11 protein-coding genes are annotated in these 16,962 nt (G+C 57.9%); 8 read left to right on the forward strand and 3 right to left on the reverse strand.

What is annotated here, in order from left to right; genetic code table 11:
• Nucleotides 1–2 precede the first annotated feature (2 nt).
• Nucleotides 3–1,529, forward strand: a complete 1,527-nt coding sequence (locus H0921_RS04900) for an anti-sigma factor family protein (RefSeq protein WP_194536919.1) — start codon at nucleotides 3–5, stop codon at nucleotides 1,527–1,529.
• A gap of 232 nt (nucleotides 1,530–1,761) precedes the next feature.
• On the opposite strand, the gene ppdK is transcribed toward H0921_RS04900, so the two are convergent.
• A complete protein-coding gene (ppdK, locus tag H0921_RS04905) occupies nucleotides 1,762–4,422 on the reverse strand; it encodes a pyruvate, phosphate dikinase (protein WP_194536920.1) in 2,661 nt (886 codons plus the stop codon).
• A 348-nt stretch (nucleotides 4,423–4,770) separates the two neighbouring features.
• Between ppdK and H0921_RS04910 the strand changes: the two genes are divergently transcribed.
• From H0921_RS04910 to H0921_RS04925, 4 genes are all read left to right on the forward strand, one after another.
• Complete coding sequence (locus tag H0921_RS04910) at nucleotides 4,771–5,280, forward strand: glutathione peroxidase (RefSeq protein ID WP_228499008.1); 510 nt, start codon at nucleotides 4,771–4,773, stop codon at nucleotides 5,278–5,280.
• A 26-nt stretch (nucleotides 5,281–5,306) separates the two neighbouring features.
• The gene (folP, locus tag H0921_RS04915; protein ID WP_228499010.1) at nucleotides 5,307–6,164 is read left to right on the forward strand and encodes a dihydropteroate synthase; all 858 of its coding nucleotides are present in this window, start codon (nucleotides 5,307–5,309) and stop codon (nucleotides 6,162–6,164) included.
• 253 nt (nucleotides 6,165–6,417) lie between these two features.
• Nucleotides 6,418–7,710, forward strand: a complete 1,293-nt coding sequence (locus tag H0921_RS04920; protein WP_194536922.1) for a glutamate-5-semialdehyde dehydrogenase — start codon at nucleotides 6,418–6,420, stop codon at nucleotides 7,708–7,710.
• 205 nt (nucleotides 7,711–7,915) lie between these two features.
• Complete coding sequence (locus H0921_RS04925) at nucleotides 7,916–8,986, forward strand: WD40 repeat domain-containing protein (protein ID WP_194536923.1); 1,071 nt, start codon at nucleotides 7,916–7,918, stop codon at nucleotides 8,984–8,986.
• Nucleotides 8,987–9,053: 67 nt separating this feature from the next.
• Here the strand turns inward: H0921_RS04925 and ilvD are convergent, their stop codons facing one another.
• Complete coding sequence (gene ilvD, locus H0921_RS04930; protein WP_194536924.1) at nucleotides 9,054–10,736, reverse strand: dihydroxy-acid dehydratase; 1,683 nt, start codon at nucleotides 10,734–10,736, stop codon at nucleotides 9,054–9,056.
• Between the two features lie 604 nt (nucleotides 10,737–11,340).
• Here ilvD and H0921_RS04935 point away from each other — a divergent pair.
• Complete coding sequence (locus tag H0921_RS04935; protein WP_194536925.1) at nucleotides 11,341–11,526, forward strand: Flp family type IVb pilin; 186 nt, start codon at nucleotides 11,341–11,343, stop codon at nucleotides 11,524–11,526.
• A 314-nt stretch (nucleotides 11,527–11,840) separates the two neighbouring features.
• Here the strand turns inward: H0921_RS04935 and H0921_RS04940 are convergent, their stop codons facing one another.
• Nucleotides 11,841–12,392 carry a TlpA family protein disulfide reductase gene (locus H0921_RS04940; protein WP_194536926.1) on the reverse strand — a complete coding sequence of 184 codons (552 nt, stop codon included), beginning with the start codon at nucleotides 12,390–12,392 and terminating at the stop codon, nucleotides 11,841–11,843.
• Nucleotides 12,393–13,108: 716 nt separating this feature from the next.
• On the opposite strand from H0921_RS04940, the gene lepA reads away from it, so the two are divergent.
• Together lepA and H0921_RS04950 are read left to right on the forward strand one after the other, a co-directional pair.
• The gene (lepA, locus tag H0921_RS04945) at nucleotides 13,109–14,908 is read left to right on the forward strand and encodes a translation elongation factor 4 (RefSeq protein ID WP_194536927.1); all 1,800 of its coding nucleotides are present in this window, start codon (nucleotides 13,109–13,111) and stop codon (nucleotides 14,906–14,908) included.
• A 100-nt stretch (nucleotides 14,909–15,008) separates the two neighbouring features.
• The gene (locus tag H0921_RS04950; RefSeq protein ID WP_194536928.1) at nucleotides 15,009–16,523 is read left to right on the forward strand and encodes a S26 family signal peptidase; all 1,515 of its coding nucleotides are present in this window, start codon (nucleotides 15,009–15,011) and stop codon (nucleotides 16,521–16,523) included.
• Nucleotides 16,524–16,962 lie beyond the last annotated feature (439 nt).

Below are 16,962 nucleotides of genomic sequence, written 5' to 3' on the forward strand. Positions count from 1 at the left end.
CCATGACTCTGTCCGAAGAAGAACTGGAATTGATCCACGCTGCCCTCGACGGGGAGTTGACCGTCGAACAGCACCAACGCTTGGCCGATCTGTTGTCGCAGTCACCGGCGGCCCGCAAGTATTACAGCGTATGGCGGAAGTTCCAGAAGCGGCTCCGGGCAGTGGACCCGCCACCACCGCCGCAGGAACTTTTCACCTGCTTCCCGGAGTTCGCTTGGTCTCCAGCGACGCAGAGCGCCCTTTCCCAGGATACCTCGCGGCGGGAATCGGCTTCGGGGGACGTAGCCATTGGTCAATCAGCGGATGGATTATCCTCCCCTATCACTCTCGGTGGCCAGCTCAATACGCTGTCCCACTGCAACAGTTTCATCCCAAAAGCTCAAGTGCCTGCTGCTGCTTCCGCGATGCCGCTGGTTTCTTCGGTTCCCCAGGCTGCCGCAGCCGAGGGAACTGCAGCACGACGCCATCCGTATCGCCGCCGGCGTCTCGTATCGGGCCTAGTGCTCGCCGCGGTAGCTTTCAGTGTACTTGTCGCTACTGCTTGGCTATTCAATAGCTTTCAGGGACAGACGGATCCTGAGGCTTCCTTTTCCGTGATCGCCACAGCCGTCGATAAAACTACCGACCCACGGAATAGCGAAGGTGATCGTCCCCATCAGCCGTCTCGTTCAGGGATCACAGATCGGAATTCCGCTCTTGTTAAGTCTCACACTCCTGGGGAATCTCCCGATCGCCTCCCAGCCGTTCCTTCGCCTGAGAAAGGGGTTGCTCAGGCTCCGCCGCCGCGTGAAGCGCCACTCGATATCTTCACCGCTCCGTTGCCTCCCCCTGTCAGTATCGATATGGCGGAAATACGCCTGCCGTTTTTGCGAATGCTCGGAGAATTTGATCGGGAAGATGTTCAATTGGCCTTTCTCCAGCAGGTCCAACGTGAATCGGCGGTCCGGATCGATCTATTTACCCGTGATCTGGCACGGGGTGTGCAATGGCTCCAGAAAGCCGCTAACCAGGCCGGCTTACACTTGGCGGTGGATGCGACTACGGCGGACCGCCTGAAGAAAGGCGCGCCAATCACAGCGGTCGTGCTCTATTGTGACAATCTGACGCCTGCGGAGTTGACCCGTTTCTTCCTCCTCTTGCATGGAGAGGATGCCAAAATTTCGCCTCGCTTGTTCGATATGGTGCACTTGATGCCTTTGTCTCCCCACGATGAACGGGACTTGCGCGAGGTGTTGGGGGTGGATCCCGGCTTGAATGTCAAAGTCCGCTCGGATAAAAGCGACAACAAGGGGGTCAGGGAGGCTCCGCAGCGTCCTCTAAGTGCCGGTACGGCGGATGAAATCATCCGTAGTCTGTTGGCTAAGAAGAGCATGGACAAGTCGGGGCTTGTGACCACTTGGGCGCCTCCGGCTGCCCGCACTGCCCACTTCCTCTCTGCCGAGATCAAGTCCTACTTGGCTCGGAAAGCGTCCCGCTCCCCTCAAGCTGTACCCGCTCTGATCATCCTGCGCCTTCCTAATAATCCATAAAACATGGGGGAAGGGAAACAAAGCCTCATCACTGGCAGGGAAGGGCTGGGGCAATCTTAGGCACGCCGAAGGTTCCCCAAAGGCGACAGAGTGAGAGCCATCCGGTTGATGAGGAGTGGCTTTCGCGGTGTTTGCTGCCTTTCAAAAAGTGTACGGAGCGTAAAGCTAGGCAGATAGTAGCCGCGCACCCCAAAGCAGGCGGCAAGTTGCCCCGATTTCGCTCTGCGCTGCTTCACTTATCCCGTTTGATGTCACCTAGGGCCGCTTGGGCGGCAGCGAGGCGGGCGATCGGCACGCGGAAGGGGGAACAACTCACGTAGTCCATCCCCACCTGATGGCAAAAGCGGATGCTGTCGGGATCGCCGCCATGTTCGCCGCAGATGCCGACCTTCAGATGCTGGCCGTATTTGCTCTGCCGGCTCTCGCGGCCTTTGCGCACGCCGATTTCGATCAACTGACCCACACCTTTGACATCGATGGACTGGAAGGGATCGACCGGCAAGATTTTTTCGCGGAGATAAGTCGGCATGAACGATTTGATGTCATCGCGGCTGAACCCGAAGGTCATTTGCGTCAGGTCGTTAGTACCGAAGGAGAAGAATTCGGCATCTTCCGCGATCTGGTCAGCGGTGAGGGCGGCACGCGGCACTTCGATCATGGTACCGATCTGGTACTCGATGCGGACGCCAGCTTTGGCCATGCATTCCTCGGCGACCGCTACAATACGCTGCTTGATGAAGCGCAGCTCCTCGATCGTACCTACGAGAGGCACCATGATTTCCGGCAGCACCTTCTTGCCCCGGCGGTGGACTTCGATGGCGGCCTCGATGATAGCCCGGACTTGCATCTCAGCAATTTCTGGATAGACGATGGGCAAGCGGCAGCCGCGGAATCCCATCATGGGGTTGAACTCATGCAATTCGTCCACGCGCTCCTTGATCTTGGCGACGGGAACACCGAGACTTTGGGCCAATTCCTCTTGAGCGGCATGATCGTGAGGGAGGAACTCGTGCAGGGGTGGGTCGAGGAGGCGGATGGTGACGGGATAGCCATCCATCGCCTCGAAGATGCCGATGAAGTCCTCGCGCTGGAGTGGCTCGATTTTGGCCAAGGCAGCGCGGCGTCCGGCTTCGTCGCTGGCCAGGATCATTTCTCGCATGGCCAGGATACGCCCTTCGCCGAAGAACATATGTTCGGTGCGGCAGAGTCCGATACCCTCGGCTCCGAATTCGCGGGCCTTGGCAGCGTCAGCGGGGGAGTCGGCATTCGTTCGGACACGGAGTTTGCGGTACTTGTCCGCCCACTCCATTAAGGTCGCGAAGTCCCCGGTGATCTTCGGCAGCACGGTGGGAACCTTGCCGATCATGACATCTCCCGTGGTGCCGTTAATAGTGATGTATTCGCCGGCTTTGACGGTGTGTCCTGCGATGGTGATGGTGCCGGCTTCCTCACTGATTTTGACCGCTTCGCAACCGACGACGCAGGGTTTGCCCCACCCGCGAGCGACGACCGCAGCGTGGCTTGACTTGCCCCCTGTACTAGTGAGAATGCCCACGGCCAAGTGCATGCCGGCCACATCTTCCGGGCTGGTTTCCTTGCGGACCAAAATGATGGGGTCCTGGGGATGCTTCTCGTGATGTTCCACCACTGCATCGGCGGACAGCAGGACGATACCGGAGGCCGCCCCGGGACTGGCCGCGATCCCCTGCGCGACTGGCTTGATGTTCGCCTTAGGGTCCAATTGCGGCAGCAGCAGATGGTTGAGAGATTCCGGATTGACCCGCAGCACGGCTGTGCGTTCATCGATGAGGCCCTCACGGACCATATCGACCGCAATGCGCACGGCGGCTGTCCCCGTCCGCTTGCCCGCACGGGTCTGGAGCATGTAAAGCACGCCTTCCTGGACCGTAAACTCAATGTCCTGCATGTCCTTGTAGTGCTGCTCCAGCTTCTGGCGGATGTCGCAGAGTTGCTCGTAAACTTGAGGCATGACCTCCTTGAGTCGGGAGATCGGTTCGGGCGTGCGGATGCCGGCAACCACATCTTCCCCTTGGGCATTGATTAGGTAATCCCCATAGAACACATTTTCGCCAGTGTTGGGATCGCGGGTGAAAGCCACCCCTGTGCCGGAGGTGTTCCCCATATTGCCAAAGACCATCGCCTGGACGTTGACCGCTGTACCTTTGAGGCCGGTGATCCGTTCGATGCGGCGATACTCCACCGCCTTTTTGCCCATCCAGGAATTGAAGACGGCCTGAATGGCGAGCATCAATTGCTTGCGGGGATCTTGGGGGAAGTCATCTCCCACATGCTTGCGATACACCGCCTTGTAGCGGCGCACCAATTCTTTGAGGTCCTCGGCGTTCAGATCGGTGTCGAGTTTGACCCCCTTGGCCTCTTTCATTTGCTGGAGTTCGTGTTCAAAGTGGTCATGATCGACTCCCATAGCTGTGGAGCCAAACATATCGATCAGACGGCGGTAGCTGTCATAGGCAAAGCGAGGGTTGTTCGTCTTTCGCGCCAGACCTTCGACGCTGGCATCGGTCAAACCCAAGTTGAGGATGGTGTTCATCATCCCCGGCATCGAAAGGGCCGCGCCCGAACGGACGGAAACAAGCAAAGGATCTGCTGAATCGCCGAACTTTTTGCCGACCAAGGCTTCAACACGTTTGAGGGCCTCATCGATCTGGGGCAGAACCTCCTCCGGGATCTTCTTGCCGTGTTCGTAGTAAGCGGCGCAAACCTCCGTGGTGATGGTGAAACCAGGGGGAACGGGGATGCCGATCAAACACATCTCGGCCAAATTGGCTCCCTTACCGCCGAGCAAGTCCCGCATCTGCCCGTTGCCTTCCGCTGTCTTCCCGCCGAAAAAATAGACGTATTTGGTGCTCATGGCTGTGTTGTGTTTGAGAATCGGCCCACCGCTGCACCAGTGCAGCGTAACAATCCGTGTCGTTTTAGAAACCCTCTTTGCGAAGGCCAAGAGTATCCTGGGCAGAATGCCCTGACGGTGGTTTGCGCGGTACCGGTGCCAGAGCACGGACCATTTGCCACAATGACGGCAACAACAAAGCGTTTCAGAGCGTCTATGAATGGAAAGGACTGCACGTGGGAAGCAGTCTCTGGAACGGCCAACACCAATCGGGGAGGACGGGCGATGTGCCGAGGTATCTTTCTGGGCCTAACATTGGTTTTGGGATGGGGGAGTGCGGTTTCGTTTTCTTGGGCGGAGGACAAATCGATGCCTGGACCGCTGGACTTTAAGCTCACCGATATCGATGGCAAAGAGTTTGACCTGTCACAATTGAAGGGTAAGGTGGTGTTGATCGTGAATGTGGCCAGCGAGTGCGGCTACACGCCGCAATACGAAGGTTTGCAGGAGTTGTACAAGAAGTACGAGAAGGCCGGACTCGTGGTTATCGGCATTCCCTCGAACGACTTTGGGCGGCAAGAGCCGGGAAGTAATGAAGAGATCAAGAAATTCTGCACCACGCGATACAAGGTGACGTTCCCGATGATGGCGAAGGCTGTCGTACGGGGGGAAGGCCAATTGCCCCTCTACAAAGTGCTCATCGAGGCCACTCCGAATGAGAAGGGGCAGGTGCAACAGGTTGCCTGGAACTTTGAGAAGTTCCTGATCGGGCGGGATGGCCGGGTCGCTGGACGTTTCAAGTCCGCGGTGGATCCGGAATCGGAAGAATTGCTTAAAGCGATCCGCCGGGAGTTGGACAAACCTGTTCCCAAGAATTGAAGCCCTAAGTAAGAGACGGGACCCCGATGGAGCGTTGTCTGAGTTGGCGGTTGCGGGATCGAACCCTGCAAATCGGCCGGCGGCCGCTCGTCATGGGCATTATCAACGTCACGCCCGATAGCTTTTCCGACGGCGGTTTATATGTAGAACCTGCTGCAGCCATTGAGCACGGCTTGCGGTTGGCCGCCGAAGGAGCGGACATTCTGGACATTGGCGGAGAATCGACCCGTCCCGGTGCCGAGCCTGTGCCGGAAGACGAGGAACTCCGCCGCGTTCTGCCGGTGGTCACAGCCTTGGCTCGCCAGGTATCTGTGCCGTTATCTGTCGACACTATGAAAGCGTCGGTGGCTCGGCATTGCTTGGAGGCGGGGGTATCCATTCTCAATGATGTGTCTGGCCTGCGGGATGCCGCAATGGTAGCGGTGGCTGTGGATTATCAACCTGGCGTTGTTGTTATGCATATGCAAGGCACGCCGCAAACCATGCACCTGAACCCGCACTACGACAACGTGGTCTCCGAGCTACGAGATTATTTTCAGGAACGGTTCCACACGTTGACCGCACTGGGCATAGCTCCGGAAGCCCTGGCGTTTGATCCTGGGATCGGCTTTGGCAAAAACCTGGAGCACAACCTGCAACTGCTGGCACACCTGGATCAAGTGATGCCCCCTGGGCGGCCCGTGGTCTTGGGGGTGTCCCGCAAGGGTTTCTTGGGCCAAGTCACCGGGCGCGGCCGGAGCGAACGCTTAGCAGCCTCCTTAGCCGTGGGATGCATTGCCGCAGCACGAGGCCAAGCTCACATCCTCCGCGTCCATGACGTGGCCGCCACCCGCGACGCCATGCTCATGCTTGAAGCCATCGACCGCTACCGATCGCTTTCCTGATCCCTGCCACCTCACTCTCCACATGGCCAACGATCATCACCGTTATAGCATCAGGAGCCGAACAAAAGGCACCGCGAGCCTGCGTATCCTTCGGCAGAAGGGGAGCCTAAAGAGAAGGGATTGCAAAGGCTCGATCCTTGATCCGACGCAGGAGAGCAACGGGTAGAGACCGACCGCTGGAGGATTGAAGACACGGAGCGATACGGCTAGGGAAAATGGTAGAACACAATGGCGGAGTGATGGAGAAAGACCGATGAAGGCGACGACCTTGCCTGCGGAGAGCGGAGCGGATGCGTTGCAGGCTTCCTGCCGTGCTTTAGCGGAACGTGCCCGTCAGGCGGCACGCGAGTTGGCGTGGGTTCCCTCCGAACGCAAGAACCGCTGGCTTCTGGCGGTCGCCGAAGCCTTGGAACGGGAACAAGACAGCCTCCTGCGCGCCAATGCTGAGGATATGGCAGCCGCTCCGCAACGCGGACTGAATGCGGCGGCTCTGGATCGCTTGAAGCTGACGCCGGCCCGATTGCAAGCGGTGGCGCAGGGCGTTCGGCAGGTGGCTCTCCTGCCGGACCCGGTGGGGGAAATCCGGGGGGGCGAGCGCCGTCCCAACGGACTGGAAGTGTGCAAAATCGGGGTGCCCCTCGGCGTGATCTTTTTCATCTACGAATCCCGCCCAAATGTCACCGTGGATGCCGCCGCCCTATGCGTCAAAAGCGGGAATGCCGTCATCTTGCGCGGCGGTTCTGAGGCGCTACAGACCAATCTTGCTCTCACCCAGTTGCTCCGCACTTTGCTAGCCCGCTGTGGGCTTCCGGAGGATGCCATTCAGAGCGTTCCCACGTCCGACCGGGCAGCAGTCGGCTACTTCCTGCGCTGGCCGGACTGTATCGACTTGGTCATTCCGCGAGGGGGCAAATCGCTCATTGAGCGAGTCGTGGCGGAAGCTCGCATGCCCGTTCTGAAGCATTACGATGGCAACTGCCACGTTTATGTCGATGCGGCAGCGGACTTAGACATGGCAGAACGGATCATCGTCAATGCCAAATGCCAGCGGCCCGGCGTGTGCAATGCGGCGGAGAGTTTACTCGTCCATGCGAACATTGCCGACATTTTCCTACCTCGGATCGCCGCGGCCTTGCAACAACACGGGGTGGAGCTGCGCGGCTGTCCGGAAACTTGCCGCCGTTTGCCTGGCATCACCCCCGCTACCGAGGAAGATTACGCCCAAGAGTATCTGGACCTGATTCTCTCGATCAAAGTCGTCCATTCGCTGGAGGAAGCCATCGAGCATATCAACACCTATGGCTCCCATCACACGGATGCCATTGTGACGCGCGACCTCCAGGCCGCCCGGCTGTTTGCCCAACGGGTGGATTCTGCGGCCGTCATGATCAACGCCAGCACGCGCTTCCACGATGGTTTTGAAATGGGTTTGGGAGCGGAGATCGGCATCAGTACGGATCGCTTCCATGCTCGTGGTCCGTGCGGCCTGCGAGAATTGACTACCTACAAGTATCTCGTGACTGGAGAGGGTCACATCCGGGAATAATCTGAGGCCACGCCTATCCGCAAGCGAGCATCCCCGCTCTTTTTCATCTCGACGGCATCTGTTTTCATCTGGACGACACCGAGGCGCTGTCAGATACATATCCCAAACAGAACTGACCCGCCTTCCCTCCTTGCTCACAGAGGTGTTCCTCCGGCAACGCAAGGTGTTCCTTCAACCACCGATCTCACTTGAAGGAGTCCGCGCTATGCGCAGTTTGCAAACCTGGTTGTATTTGCTGACGGTGATGACATTGCTTCAAGTCGCCGTGGCCCAACCGGAACAAACCCACAAGGCCCATGCCGCCTTGGTCCATGCTCTGGCAGTGTCTCCGGATGGAAAATACTTGGCCAGCGGCGGATTCGACAACTTGATCAAACTCTGGGAAATCCTCCCGGATGGGACCCTCAAGGAAGTGAAGACTTTCTCCGGCCACACCGGTCCAGTTTATGCCTTGGCATTTCATCCCAAGGCTCCGCTATTGATCTCGGCCAGTCAGGACAAAACCGGCCGCATCTGGAATTTGGCCGACGGCAAGACGGTGGCCGAATTGAAAGGGCATGCGGACATCGTCGATACCGTGGCGATCTCGCCAGATGGACAATGGATTGCTACAGGGTCGGCCGATAAGGGCGTTCGCCTATGGAAAGCCACCGATGGCAAGGAGGTTAAGAACCTGGGTGCCCACGCTGGCACGGTTTATGCTGTGGCTTTTTCTCCCGATAGTAAATGGCTGGCCTCGGCTTCGGCGGACAAAACCGTCAAAATCTGGGATGTCACTGGGCAGAAAGAATACAAGGTCCTCAAAGGCCATGAGGATGCCGTTACCTCCCTCACGTTCACCGATGATCCTGATGCTGTCTTGACAGCCGCCCTCGATCGCACCCTGCGCCTTTGGAGTGTCAAGGCCGTTCAGGAGATCAAGGAGCAACCCAAGGAGAAAAAGGAGCCGCCCAAGGATGCGAAGAAAGATGACAAGGCCAAGAAAGATACGCCGATGGAGATCAAGATTGATCCCAAACTCTTAGGTGAGATGAAGCGGTGGGGGCCAACAGCCGATGACCCCTACACCTTGACTTGGCACAACGGGGCTAAGGTCTTTGCAGTCTGCGGTTATTCGGGTCAAATTACCATTTGGACTCTCAGCGAGGCGCAGCCCAAGTTCGGTAAACGCATCCTTAATCCCGCATACTGCATTGTGTTTTTACCCAATGGCAAAGCCGTGGTTACGGGGCATGACAATGGCTCGCTTGTGGTCACTCCCTGGGGTGGCAAGTGAGTTGCTGCTGTTAGCTGGAGGCGGATAAGCCCTCGGCGAAGCCGCCATCCGAAGGGGAGGCGGCCTCTTAGCCGGTCGTAGCGCCTTGGGACGCGCTGGTGGCGAGCCGGGCATATTTGGCCAACACACCCCGTTCCACCCGCAGCGGTGGACGCTGCCATTGCGTGCGCCGTTGGGCCAGCTCTGCCTCGCTCAAATGAACCTGGAGCAACTTGCGGTCCGCATCGATGGTGATGGTGTCGCCGTCGCGGATCAGAGCAATCGGCCCACCCACCCAGGCTTCCGGGGCGACGTGCCCCACCACCAGTCCATGAGTTCCACCGCTGAAGCGTCCATCGGTAATCAATCCGACGCAGTCGCCCAACCCTTGGCCCATTAGGGCGCCCGTGATGGAGAGCATCTCCCGCATGCCAGGCCCCCCCACAGGTCCTTCTCCCCGAATGACGACGATGTCGCCTGGCACGATCCGCCGGCTTTCAATAGCTGCAAAGCAAGCCTCTTCGCCGTCGAAGACACGTGCCGGTCCCGTAATGGCACGTTGTTTGAGACCGGCCACCTTCGCCACGGCACCCTCCGGTGCTAAATTGCCGCGCAAAATCACGTGGATGCCATGGGAAAAGAGCGGAGCCTCAAAGGGGCGGACGACTTCCTGGGACTGAGCGTAGACGCTGGGAATGTCGGCGAGGTTTTCGGCCAGGGTCTTGCCAGTTACGGTCAGGCAGTCGCCGTGGATCAAGCCGCGGTCTAACAGCGCTCGTAGGACAGCGGGAGTTCCTCCAACGCGATGCAAATCATACATGACGAATCGGCCGCCGGGTTTGAGGTCGGCCAGGTGCGGTACCCGGTCTGCCAAGCGATCGAAATCCTCTAGGGTCCATTCGACTTGAGCTTCGCGCGCGATGGCCAAAAGATGCAGAATGGCATTGGTGCTGCCGCCGAGTGCCAAGACTAAGGTGTAGGCATTCTCCAGGCTCTTGCGGGTGATCAGATCGCGGGGGCGGATGTTCCGTTCAATGCAACGCACCACCGCTTGACCCGCCAAGTAAGCTTCCCGTTCCTTAGCCGCACTCACGGCAGGATTGGATGCTCCGTAGGGAAGGGACAAGCCCATCGCCTCAATGGCACTCGCCATCGTATTGGCCGTATACATGCCGCCACAGGAACCATGGCCGGGACAGGCGGCACACTCGATCTGATGGAAAGTCTCCGCATCGATGCGTTGAGCCTGATATTGTCCGACAGCTTCAAAGATCGAGACAATATCGACATCACGACCCCCCGGACCGGTACCCGGCAGTATGCTCCCGCCGTAAACGAAGACACTGGGAATATTCAGCCGGGCCATGGCCATGATGCAGCCGGGCATATTCTTATCACAACCTCCGAAGGCAAGTAACCCGTCGTGGTTCATCGCCCCGCAGACCGTCTCCAGACTATCCGCAATCACTTCGCGGGACACTAAGGAATAGCGCATGCCAAGATGGCCCATACTGATGCCGTCCGAAACCGTTGGCGCGCCGAACGTTTGCGGAACTCCGCCGGCAGCACGGATGCCTTCCCGCCCTTTCAGAGCGAGCCGGTCCAAATGAGCATTGCACGGGGTAATGTCGGAAAACAACGAAGCGACACCGATGATGGGCTTGTGGAAATCCTCATCTACAAATCCTACCGCCCGCAGCATGGCCCGGTTGGGCGCTCGCCCATCACCCTGCGTGGTCGTCAAACTGCGACGTACGGACATCTCTGGCATGTGACCGATTCCTCCCCTGAGAAAAAGCCGGGTGGCTCCCGCCGTCATGTCGTTAGCCAACTTGCCTGGGGGAACAAACGAGCGGCGGGGCTGTGGGTCGTTGTCGGAATCCTTGCACGGCCTGTCCAGCCGTTTGCTGCTGCGGACGGACCTGAAAACGCCGGTTCGCTAGCAGTTTTGTGTGTTCGCAACCGTGGTTGCTGAACACTGCTGGTAAGACAAACCGTGGCATCTCTGACGGAATCTGTCAATGACGACCGTAATGGAGGGAATATGGAACCTTAAGTTGATGCACCGGGACCGGGAGCGAATTGGTGCCGAGAGGAGATCATGAGGAATTGGATAATCATGGAAATGTTGCATATTTTCTTCTAGCATCCTCACTCCGGTCATGATGTCAGCGGGAAACTTCGCCATGGCAATAAAGAAGTCCAATGTTTCTGCCACTCTCGGCGAAATCGGAACTGCGCTGATTTGACTAGCTGCGAACATGAATTAGGAACTAGGTAACAGCTCCGAATCGATCGGGAGCATTCGGAGCACACGGCGAGTCCAGCACAACTCGTCCAGGCAATCGATTCCAGTGCACGCCAGGAGAACCACCATGCGTAGTCTCGTCAAGAGCGTCGTGTCGTTCCTCAAGAAGGAAGATGGCCCCACCGCCGTCGAGTATGCCGTGATGCTGGCCCTGATTATCGTCGTCTGCATTGCGGCCATTACCACTCTCGGCCAGAACGCCAACGACACCTTCAGCTTCGTCGGTTCCAACATCGCACCCAAGACGAACTGACAGAGGGCGGCTCATTCCTGAGCGATGGGGACAGGAGTGGGCTAAAAACGAGTCCATTCGTAGGACGGATGCCGCTGAGCTTCACCGGAATCATTCCGGCAAAAACTCCACTCCTTCAGGCAACCTTGCCGAGAGGAGTGGAGTTGCTCGTTGTGGGCGACGTGGATATTGGCGACGTGGATATTGGGGAAGCACCAGCGTGTTCAACCCTCGAGTTGGGGATGCGCCATGTTGGACAATGGTCTGAGGTCAACGTGGTGGGTGCCAGCTATCTGAGCGTTTGCTGACAATCATTCAGAAGAGCATAACTAGGATCACGGTTTCTCAGCCAGGAGTTGCTCGATTTTCTTGTCGAGTTGCTCGTCGGTGAGTTCCGGGCCGTCAGCACTGGTCCAAATACGGCGCCCTTGGCGATCGAACAGCGCCAAATGCGGAATCAGGAAGCAATCGCCAATCAGCTTGACCAACGCCTCTTCTTCTTTGTCCGGCTGGATCAGGATGAAGTTGGGGAAGGTGGCTCGCTTCTCCTGAAGGAACTTGAGGACCTTTTCCTTGCTGTACTGCTCCGCAGCTCCCAATTTGTCCATGCTGACGCTCATGCAGACCAGGCCTTGGGCGGCGTATTTCTGGTGCCGTTCCACGAGCTTGGGGAACTTCTTGACGCACGGCACACACCAAGTCGCCCAGCAATCGATGAGAATGACCTTCCCCTTATTGTCCTTGATGGCTTTCTCCAGTTGAGCCACTCGGACTTCGTCCACTTGGACTTTACCCGCCTCTTCGGGAGATAAGCTCCGGCTGCAACCGAGCCAAGCTGCCAGTCCAATGATTCCGATCCCTAGCATCGATGTCATCATCGTGTGCATGGTCGAACCTCTCCTTTTTTTAGAAGACAGAGCGCATTGTCCCGCCGTACGTAATTTAGCGTGGGATTTCTCCCTTACTTCTGTTGCTCCTCCCAGTGTGTATCGCAGAAACCCCCTGGGTCCGTCGCTCTACTGTCTTTACCCTTTGGCATCGTTTGTTTTGCACGGGTTGACTCAGTTAGCCGCTTTTTTCCCTTACTCAATTCCCATGCATAACCTGTATGGTGGACTTTCCACGCCCTTGGATAGACGGAGAACACCTCCGAGATATTCATAGCTTCTTCTGGCCATTCAGCGTGGGTAGTAACGTGTAGGTGAAGATACAGAGGACAGGAAGGAGGGAACAGAGTTGTCGGGATTGTCAGCAGCTTGGAGATGCTGAGGATAGGGCGGGAGCGGACCCCCAGGGTGATCGAGAGTGGTGGGATGTGAGGCATTGGCCTGTTGGCAGAGTTCCTTTCGGATACTTTAGGGTGTCTGCCGGTCAGTCCACCTATTCAGCCAGGGATGACGGCGATAAGATGGGATACGCGAGTTGTGTTGGTACCAGGGTCTGCCCTGCGGTAGTACCTAGGGCGGTATCAGACTGCCTGCCGACTAAGACTCAAACTCGAAGCCTAGACGGGGAAGGGCAGGAGTCCAGGAATCCGCCAGCGGGGCGAACTTAGGGGCCGACACGGAAAAGCCATGAAGATCGTCTAGATGTTTGAGTGAATATGCCGACACCGACCTTTCAGATTCGCAACTTTTGCATCATTGCCCATATCGATCATGGGAAATCAACGTTGGCGGACCAGTTTCTTCTGAAAACGGGGACGCTTCAGGAACGTGAGATGCGGGAACAGGCCCTGGATAGCATGGATCTGGAGCGCGAGCGGGGCATTACCATCCGCATGCATCCGGTTACCCTCTACTACACGTATGGGGGGCGGGAGTACGAACTGAATCTGATCGATACGCCGGGACATGTGGATTTCCACTACGAGGTATCCCGCAGTCTGGCAGCTTGCGAAGGGGCTATCCTGCTCGTGGATGCCTTTCAGGGGGTTCAAGCCCAAACGGTAGCCAACGCCTTTCTGGCAATGGAAGCCAATCTCAAAATTATTCCGGTGCTCAACAAGATCGATCTTCCCCAGGCCCGGCCCGAACATGTCATCGCAGAAATGGAGCAGGCGTTGCTGATTGATCCGGCCGAGGTGTTACGCGTTAGCGCCAAGACCGGCTTGGGGATGGACGAGCTGATGGCCGCTGTCATCGAACGGATTCCTCCTCCCCAAGGAAGTGTGGAGCAGCCCCTGCGAGCGTTGGTGTATAATTCGCATTTTGATACCTACAAGGGAGTTGTGGTGTATGTGCGGATCATGGATGGGCAGTTGCGTGTGGGACAGAAAGTGCGCTTCATGCGGACCGGTCGGGAATTTGTGGTCACGGAAGTGGGGCGTTTTCGGCCAGGAATGACTCGCTGCGAGGAACTCAGCGCGGGGGAGGTTGGTTACTTTACCGCGAACATCAAAACCCTGGAATACGTCAACATCGGCGACACAGTGACGGACGCCTTGTGTCCGGCTGCGGAACCGCTCCCAGGGTACAAAGAGCCGAAACCGATGGTCTTTTCGGGACTGTATCCGGTCAACAACGACGATTTCGAAGACCTGCGCGAAGCCTTGGCCCGCCTGAAACTCAATGACAGCAGTTTCACCTATCAACCAGAAGTGTCCGATGGTTTAGGGTTCGGTTTCCGTTGTGGCTTTCTGGGGATGTTGCACCGCGAGATCATCCAGCAACGTTTGGAACGGGAATGCGACATCGAGCTGGTTCAGACAGCGCCGAATGTGACTTACGAGATTCTCAAGCGCGATGGTACTGTGGTCACAGTCCACGGCCCCCAAGATGTTCCCGATGCAGGCCAGATTCAAGAATTCCGTGAACCGATCGTCCGGGTCAGCTTCCTCCTCCCTGCCGAGAACATCGGGGCGATCATGCAGCTTTGCACTGATCGCCGGGGAACCTTTGTGCGGACGGAGTACCTCAGTCCCAAGCGGGTTATGCTGGTTTACGAGATGCCATTAGCCGAGGTGATCTACGATCTTTACGACAAGCTCAAGTCAATCACCCACGGTTATGGAACGATGGATTACGAGTTCATCGGCTTCCGAGCGGCGGACTTGGTGAAACTGGACATTTTGGTGCACGGGAACCGGGTGGATGCCCTTTCGGTCATCGTCCACCGTTCCCAGGCGGAACGGCGCGGGCGTGCGATCCTGAAGAAACTCCGGGACCAGATCGACCGCCATCTCTTTGAAGTGGCCTTGCAGGCGGCGATTGGATCGCGCATTGTGGCCCGCGAGAATATCGCTCCTTTACGCAAGAATGTGACGGCGAAATGTTACGGTGGTGACATCACCCGCAAGCGCAAGCTCTGGGCTAAACAGGCGGAAGGGAAAAAACGCCTCAAACAGATCGGCAAGGTGGAAGTGCCCCAAGAGGCATTCCTGGCTGTTCTGGAGCAAGAATAGTGACGGGGAACTCAAGGTGCAGCAGAGATGCGGGCACAATGCTGGCACGGACGAGGGATATGCAATGGGAGCGGCTCGCTAAGTGAAGGGGGCAACTGGAGTGAGCCGGACAAATTCCGCCCAGAGAGAGGAATCGCGGAGCCGCGTTGGGGGAAAACAACAGTTCTCTGACAACAAACAGCGTATGGAGTGGCGGCGTTTTTTTCACACAGGGGTGCTCGTCTTTTGCCTGCTGCTCCTTGTGCGGGCGTGCTTGGTGTCCGCCTTCGTGATCCCCAGCGGGAGCATGGCGCCGGTGCTGCGCGGGGGGCATCGGATCAAGAGTTGTCCCTGCTGCGGGTATGAGGTGGCGGTGGGGTACGTTCCACGGTCTGGAGGGGAAGAGATCGCTCACCGGGCGCGGTGTCCGAACTGCGGTCAGGAGTTTCCGGTCACAGACGCACCCATCGTGGGGGGCGATCGGATTCTTGTGGACAAGAATGTTTTTCACTGGCGTGATCCCCGTCGTTGGGAAGTCGTGGTGTTTTCTCCCCTGGAAGCTTCCGTGGAGGACCCTCTGTTCTACGTCAAGCGGGTTGTGGGGCTGCCGGGGGAAAGTATTCGCCTCTGGGAAGGGGATGTTTATGCCAACGGGCAGTTGTGCCGGAAAAGTTGGCGCCAGATGCGAGAAATGCGCCAGATCGTGATGGACATGGATTATCCTCCTTGCCCGCAAGGCTGGTCCTATCGGTGGCTCGTGGAGCCGTCTGAAGGCGACCCTCGCTTGCCCCGGCAAGAAGCCAGCTTCCAGGTTCAACGAGCAGGTACCGAGGTCTTGCAAGGCGGTACTTTGACATTCCATGCAGCCCAGACTCCCCAGAGCCAGCAATGCCTGACTTACCGGCATTGGGATTATCAGCAGCAGCGGGAGGAACCGCTACGGGCCGAGAATACTTACAATGGCGCCGTCCGAGGCCGGGCTTTTTTACCGCCGATCCATGACTTCGGTCTGGAATGTGTCGTCGAGGTCCTGACATGTCATCCCACTGGGGAATTAGCCCTCCGCCTCTTTGACGGGGCGGACCCCGCGGAAGCTATTATCCCGATAGGAGGGGACCAGCGCCGCAGCTACCACCTGTGGGCCGCTCGAAGGGACAGGAATGTCACCACCTGTGCCCAGCCTTGGCAGGGAGGAACCAGCCACTCTCTGGCCTTTGCATGCATTGACCGCCGGGCGGTGTTGGTAGTAGATAACAAGGTGTTGTTGTGGCTGGATTTGCCCCCCGTCCAGCGACGCAGTGCGGTGAGCCGTCCGTTGCAGTTGGGAGTTCGTGGGGCCTGCTTGCGCCTGCGGCATTTCCGCCTCTTCACCGATGTTTACTACTACCACGATGGCATCCATGCTTCGGAGCAGGCCGCTCATCTGGGACCGGATGAATACTTCCTCCTGGGCGACAACAGTGCCAATTCGACGGATAGCCGCCACTGGAAGTACCCTGGAATCCCACGTTCCGCCATGGTCGGCAGACCTTTCCTGATTCATCAACCGCTTCGGGCCGTCAGCGTCCCTTGGACCAAGGGATCGAGCCGTGTGACCCAAATGCTGGACTGGTCACGCCTGCGGTGGCTACGCTAAGCTGCAAGAGAGGGCGGTCTCACCCAGCCTCGGTAGGGCCAGGAGGCTTTTCCCGCCGTATTCGGACATACGAGGAAAATTTGCCAGGTTTTATTTTTCCGTGTAGAGGTTGCCCTCCCGGACGAATAATAGAACAATTCTCCTTGTGATTGGTTGGGTCGAGTCGTTAGGCAGTGACTCATGGGAGGAATCATGGCCGATAGTGTCTCTTCCGGAGTTCCCCCCCTTCCTGGACCTCCAACAGCGGCGGAAACAGCTCCGACGGCGCCGGTTCCTCCATCTTCTTCTAGGCTCCCTGCTGCGGTGCCATCCTCGGCCTCTGTTTCTCCGGAGTCTGCGCCGCCAGCCTCTGCCTCCGCGGTCCCAGTACCGCCGGCCTCTGTCCCTTCGTCCTCAGTCTCCCCTACGACGGCTCCTCCAGCCCCCCAATCTCCCCCTC

This window comes from Thermogemmata fonticola (assembly GCF_013694095.1).
GTDB classification, from domain to species: Bacteria; Planctomycetota; Planctomycetia; order Gemmatales; family Gemmataceae; genus Thermogemmata; species Thermogemmata fonticola.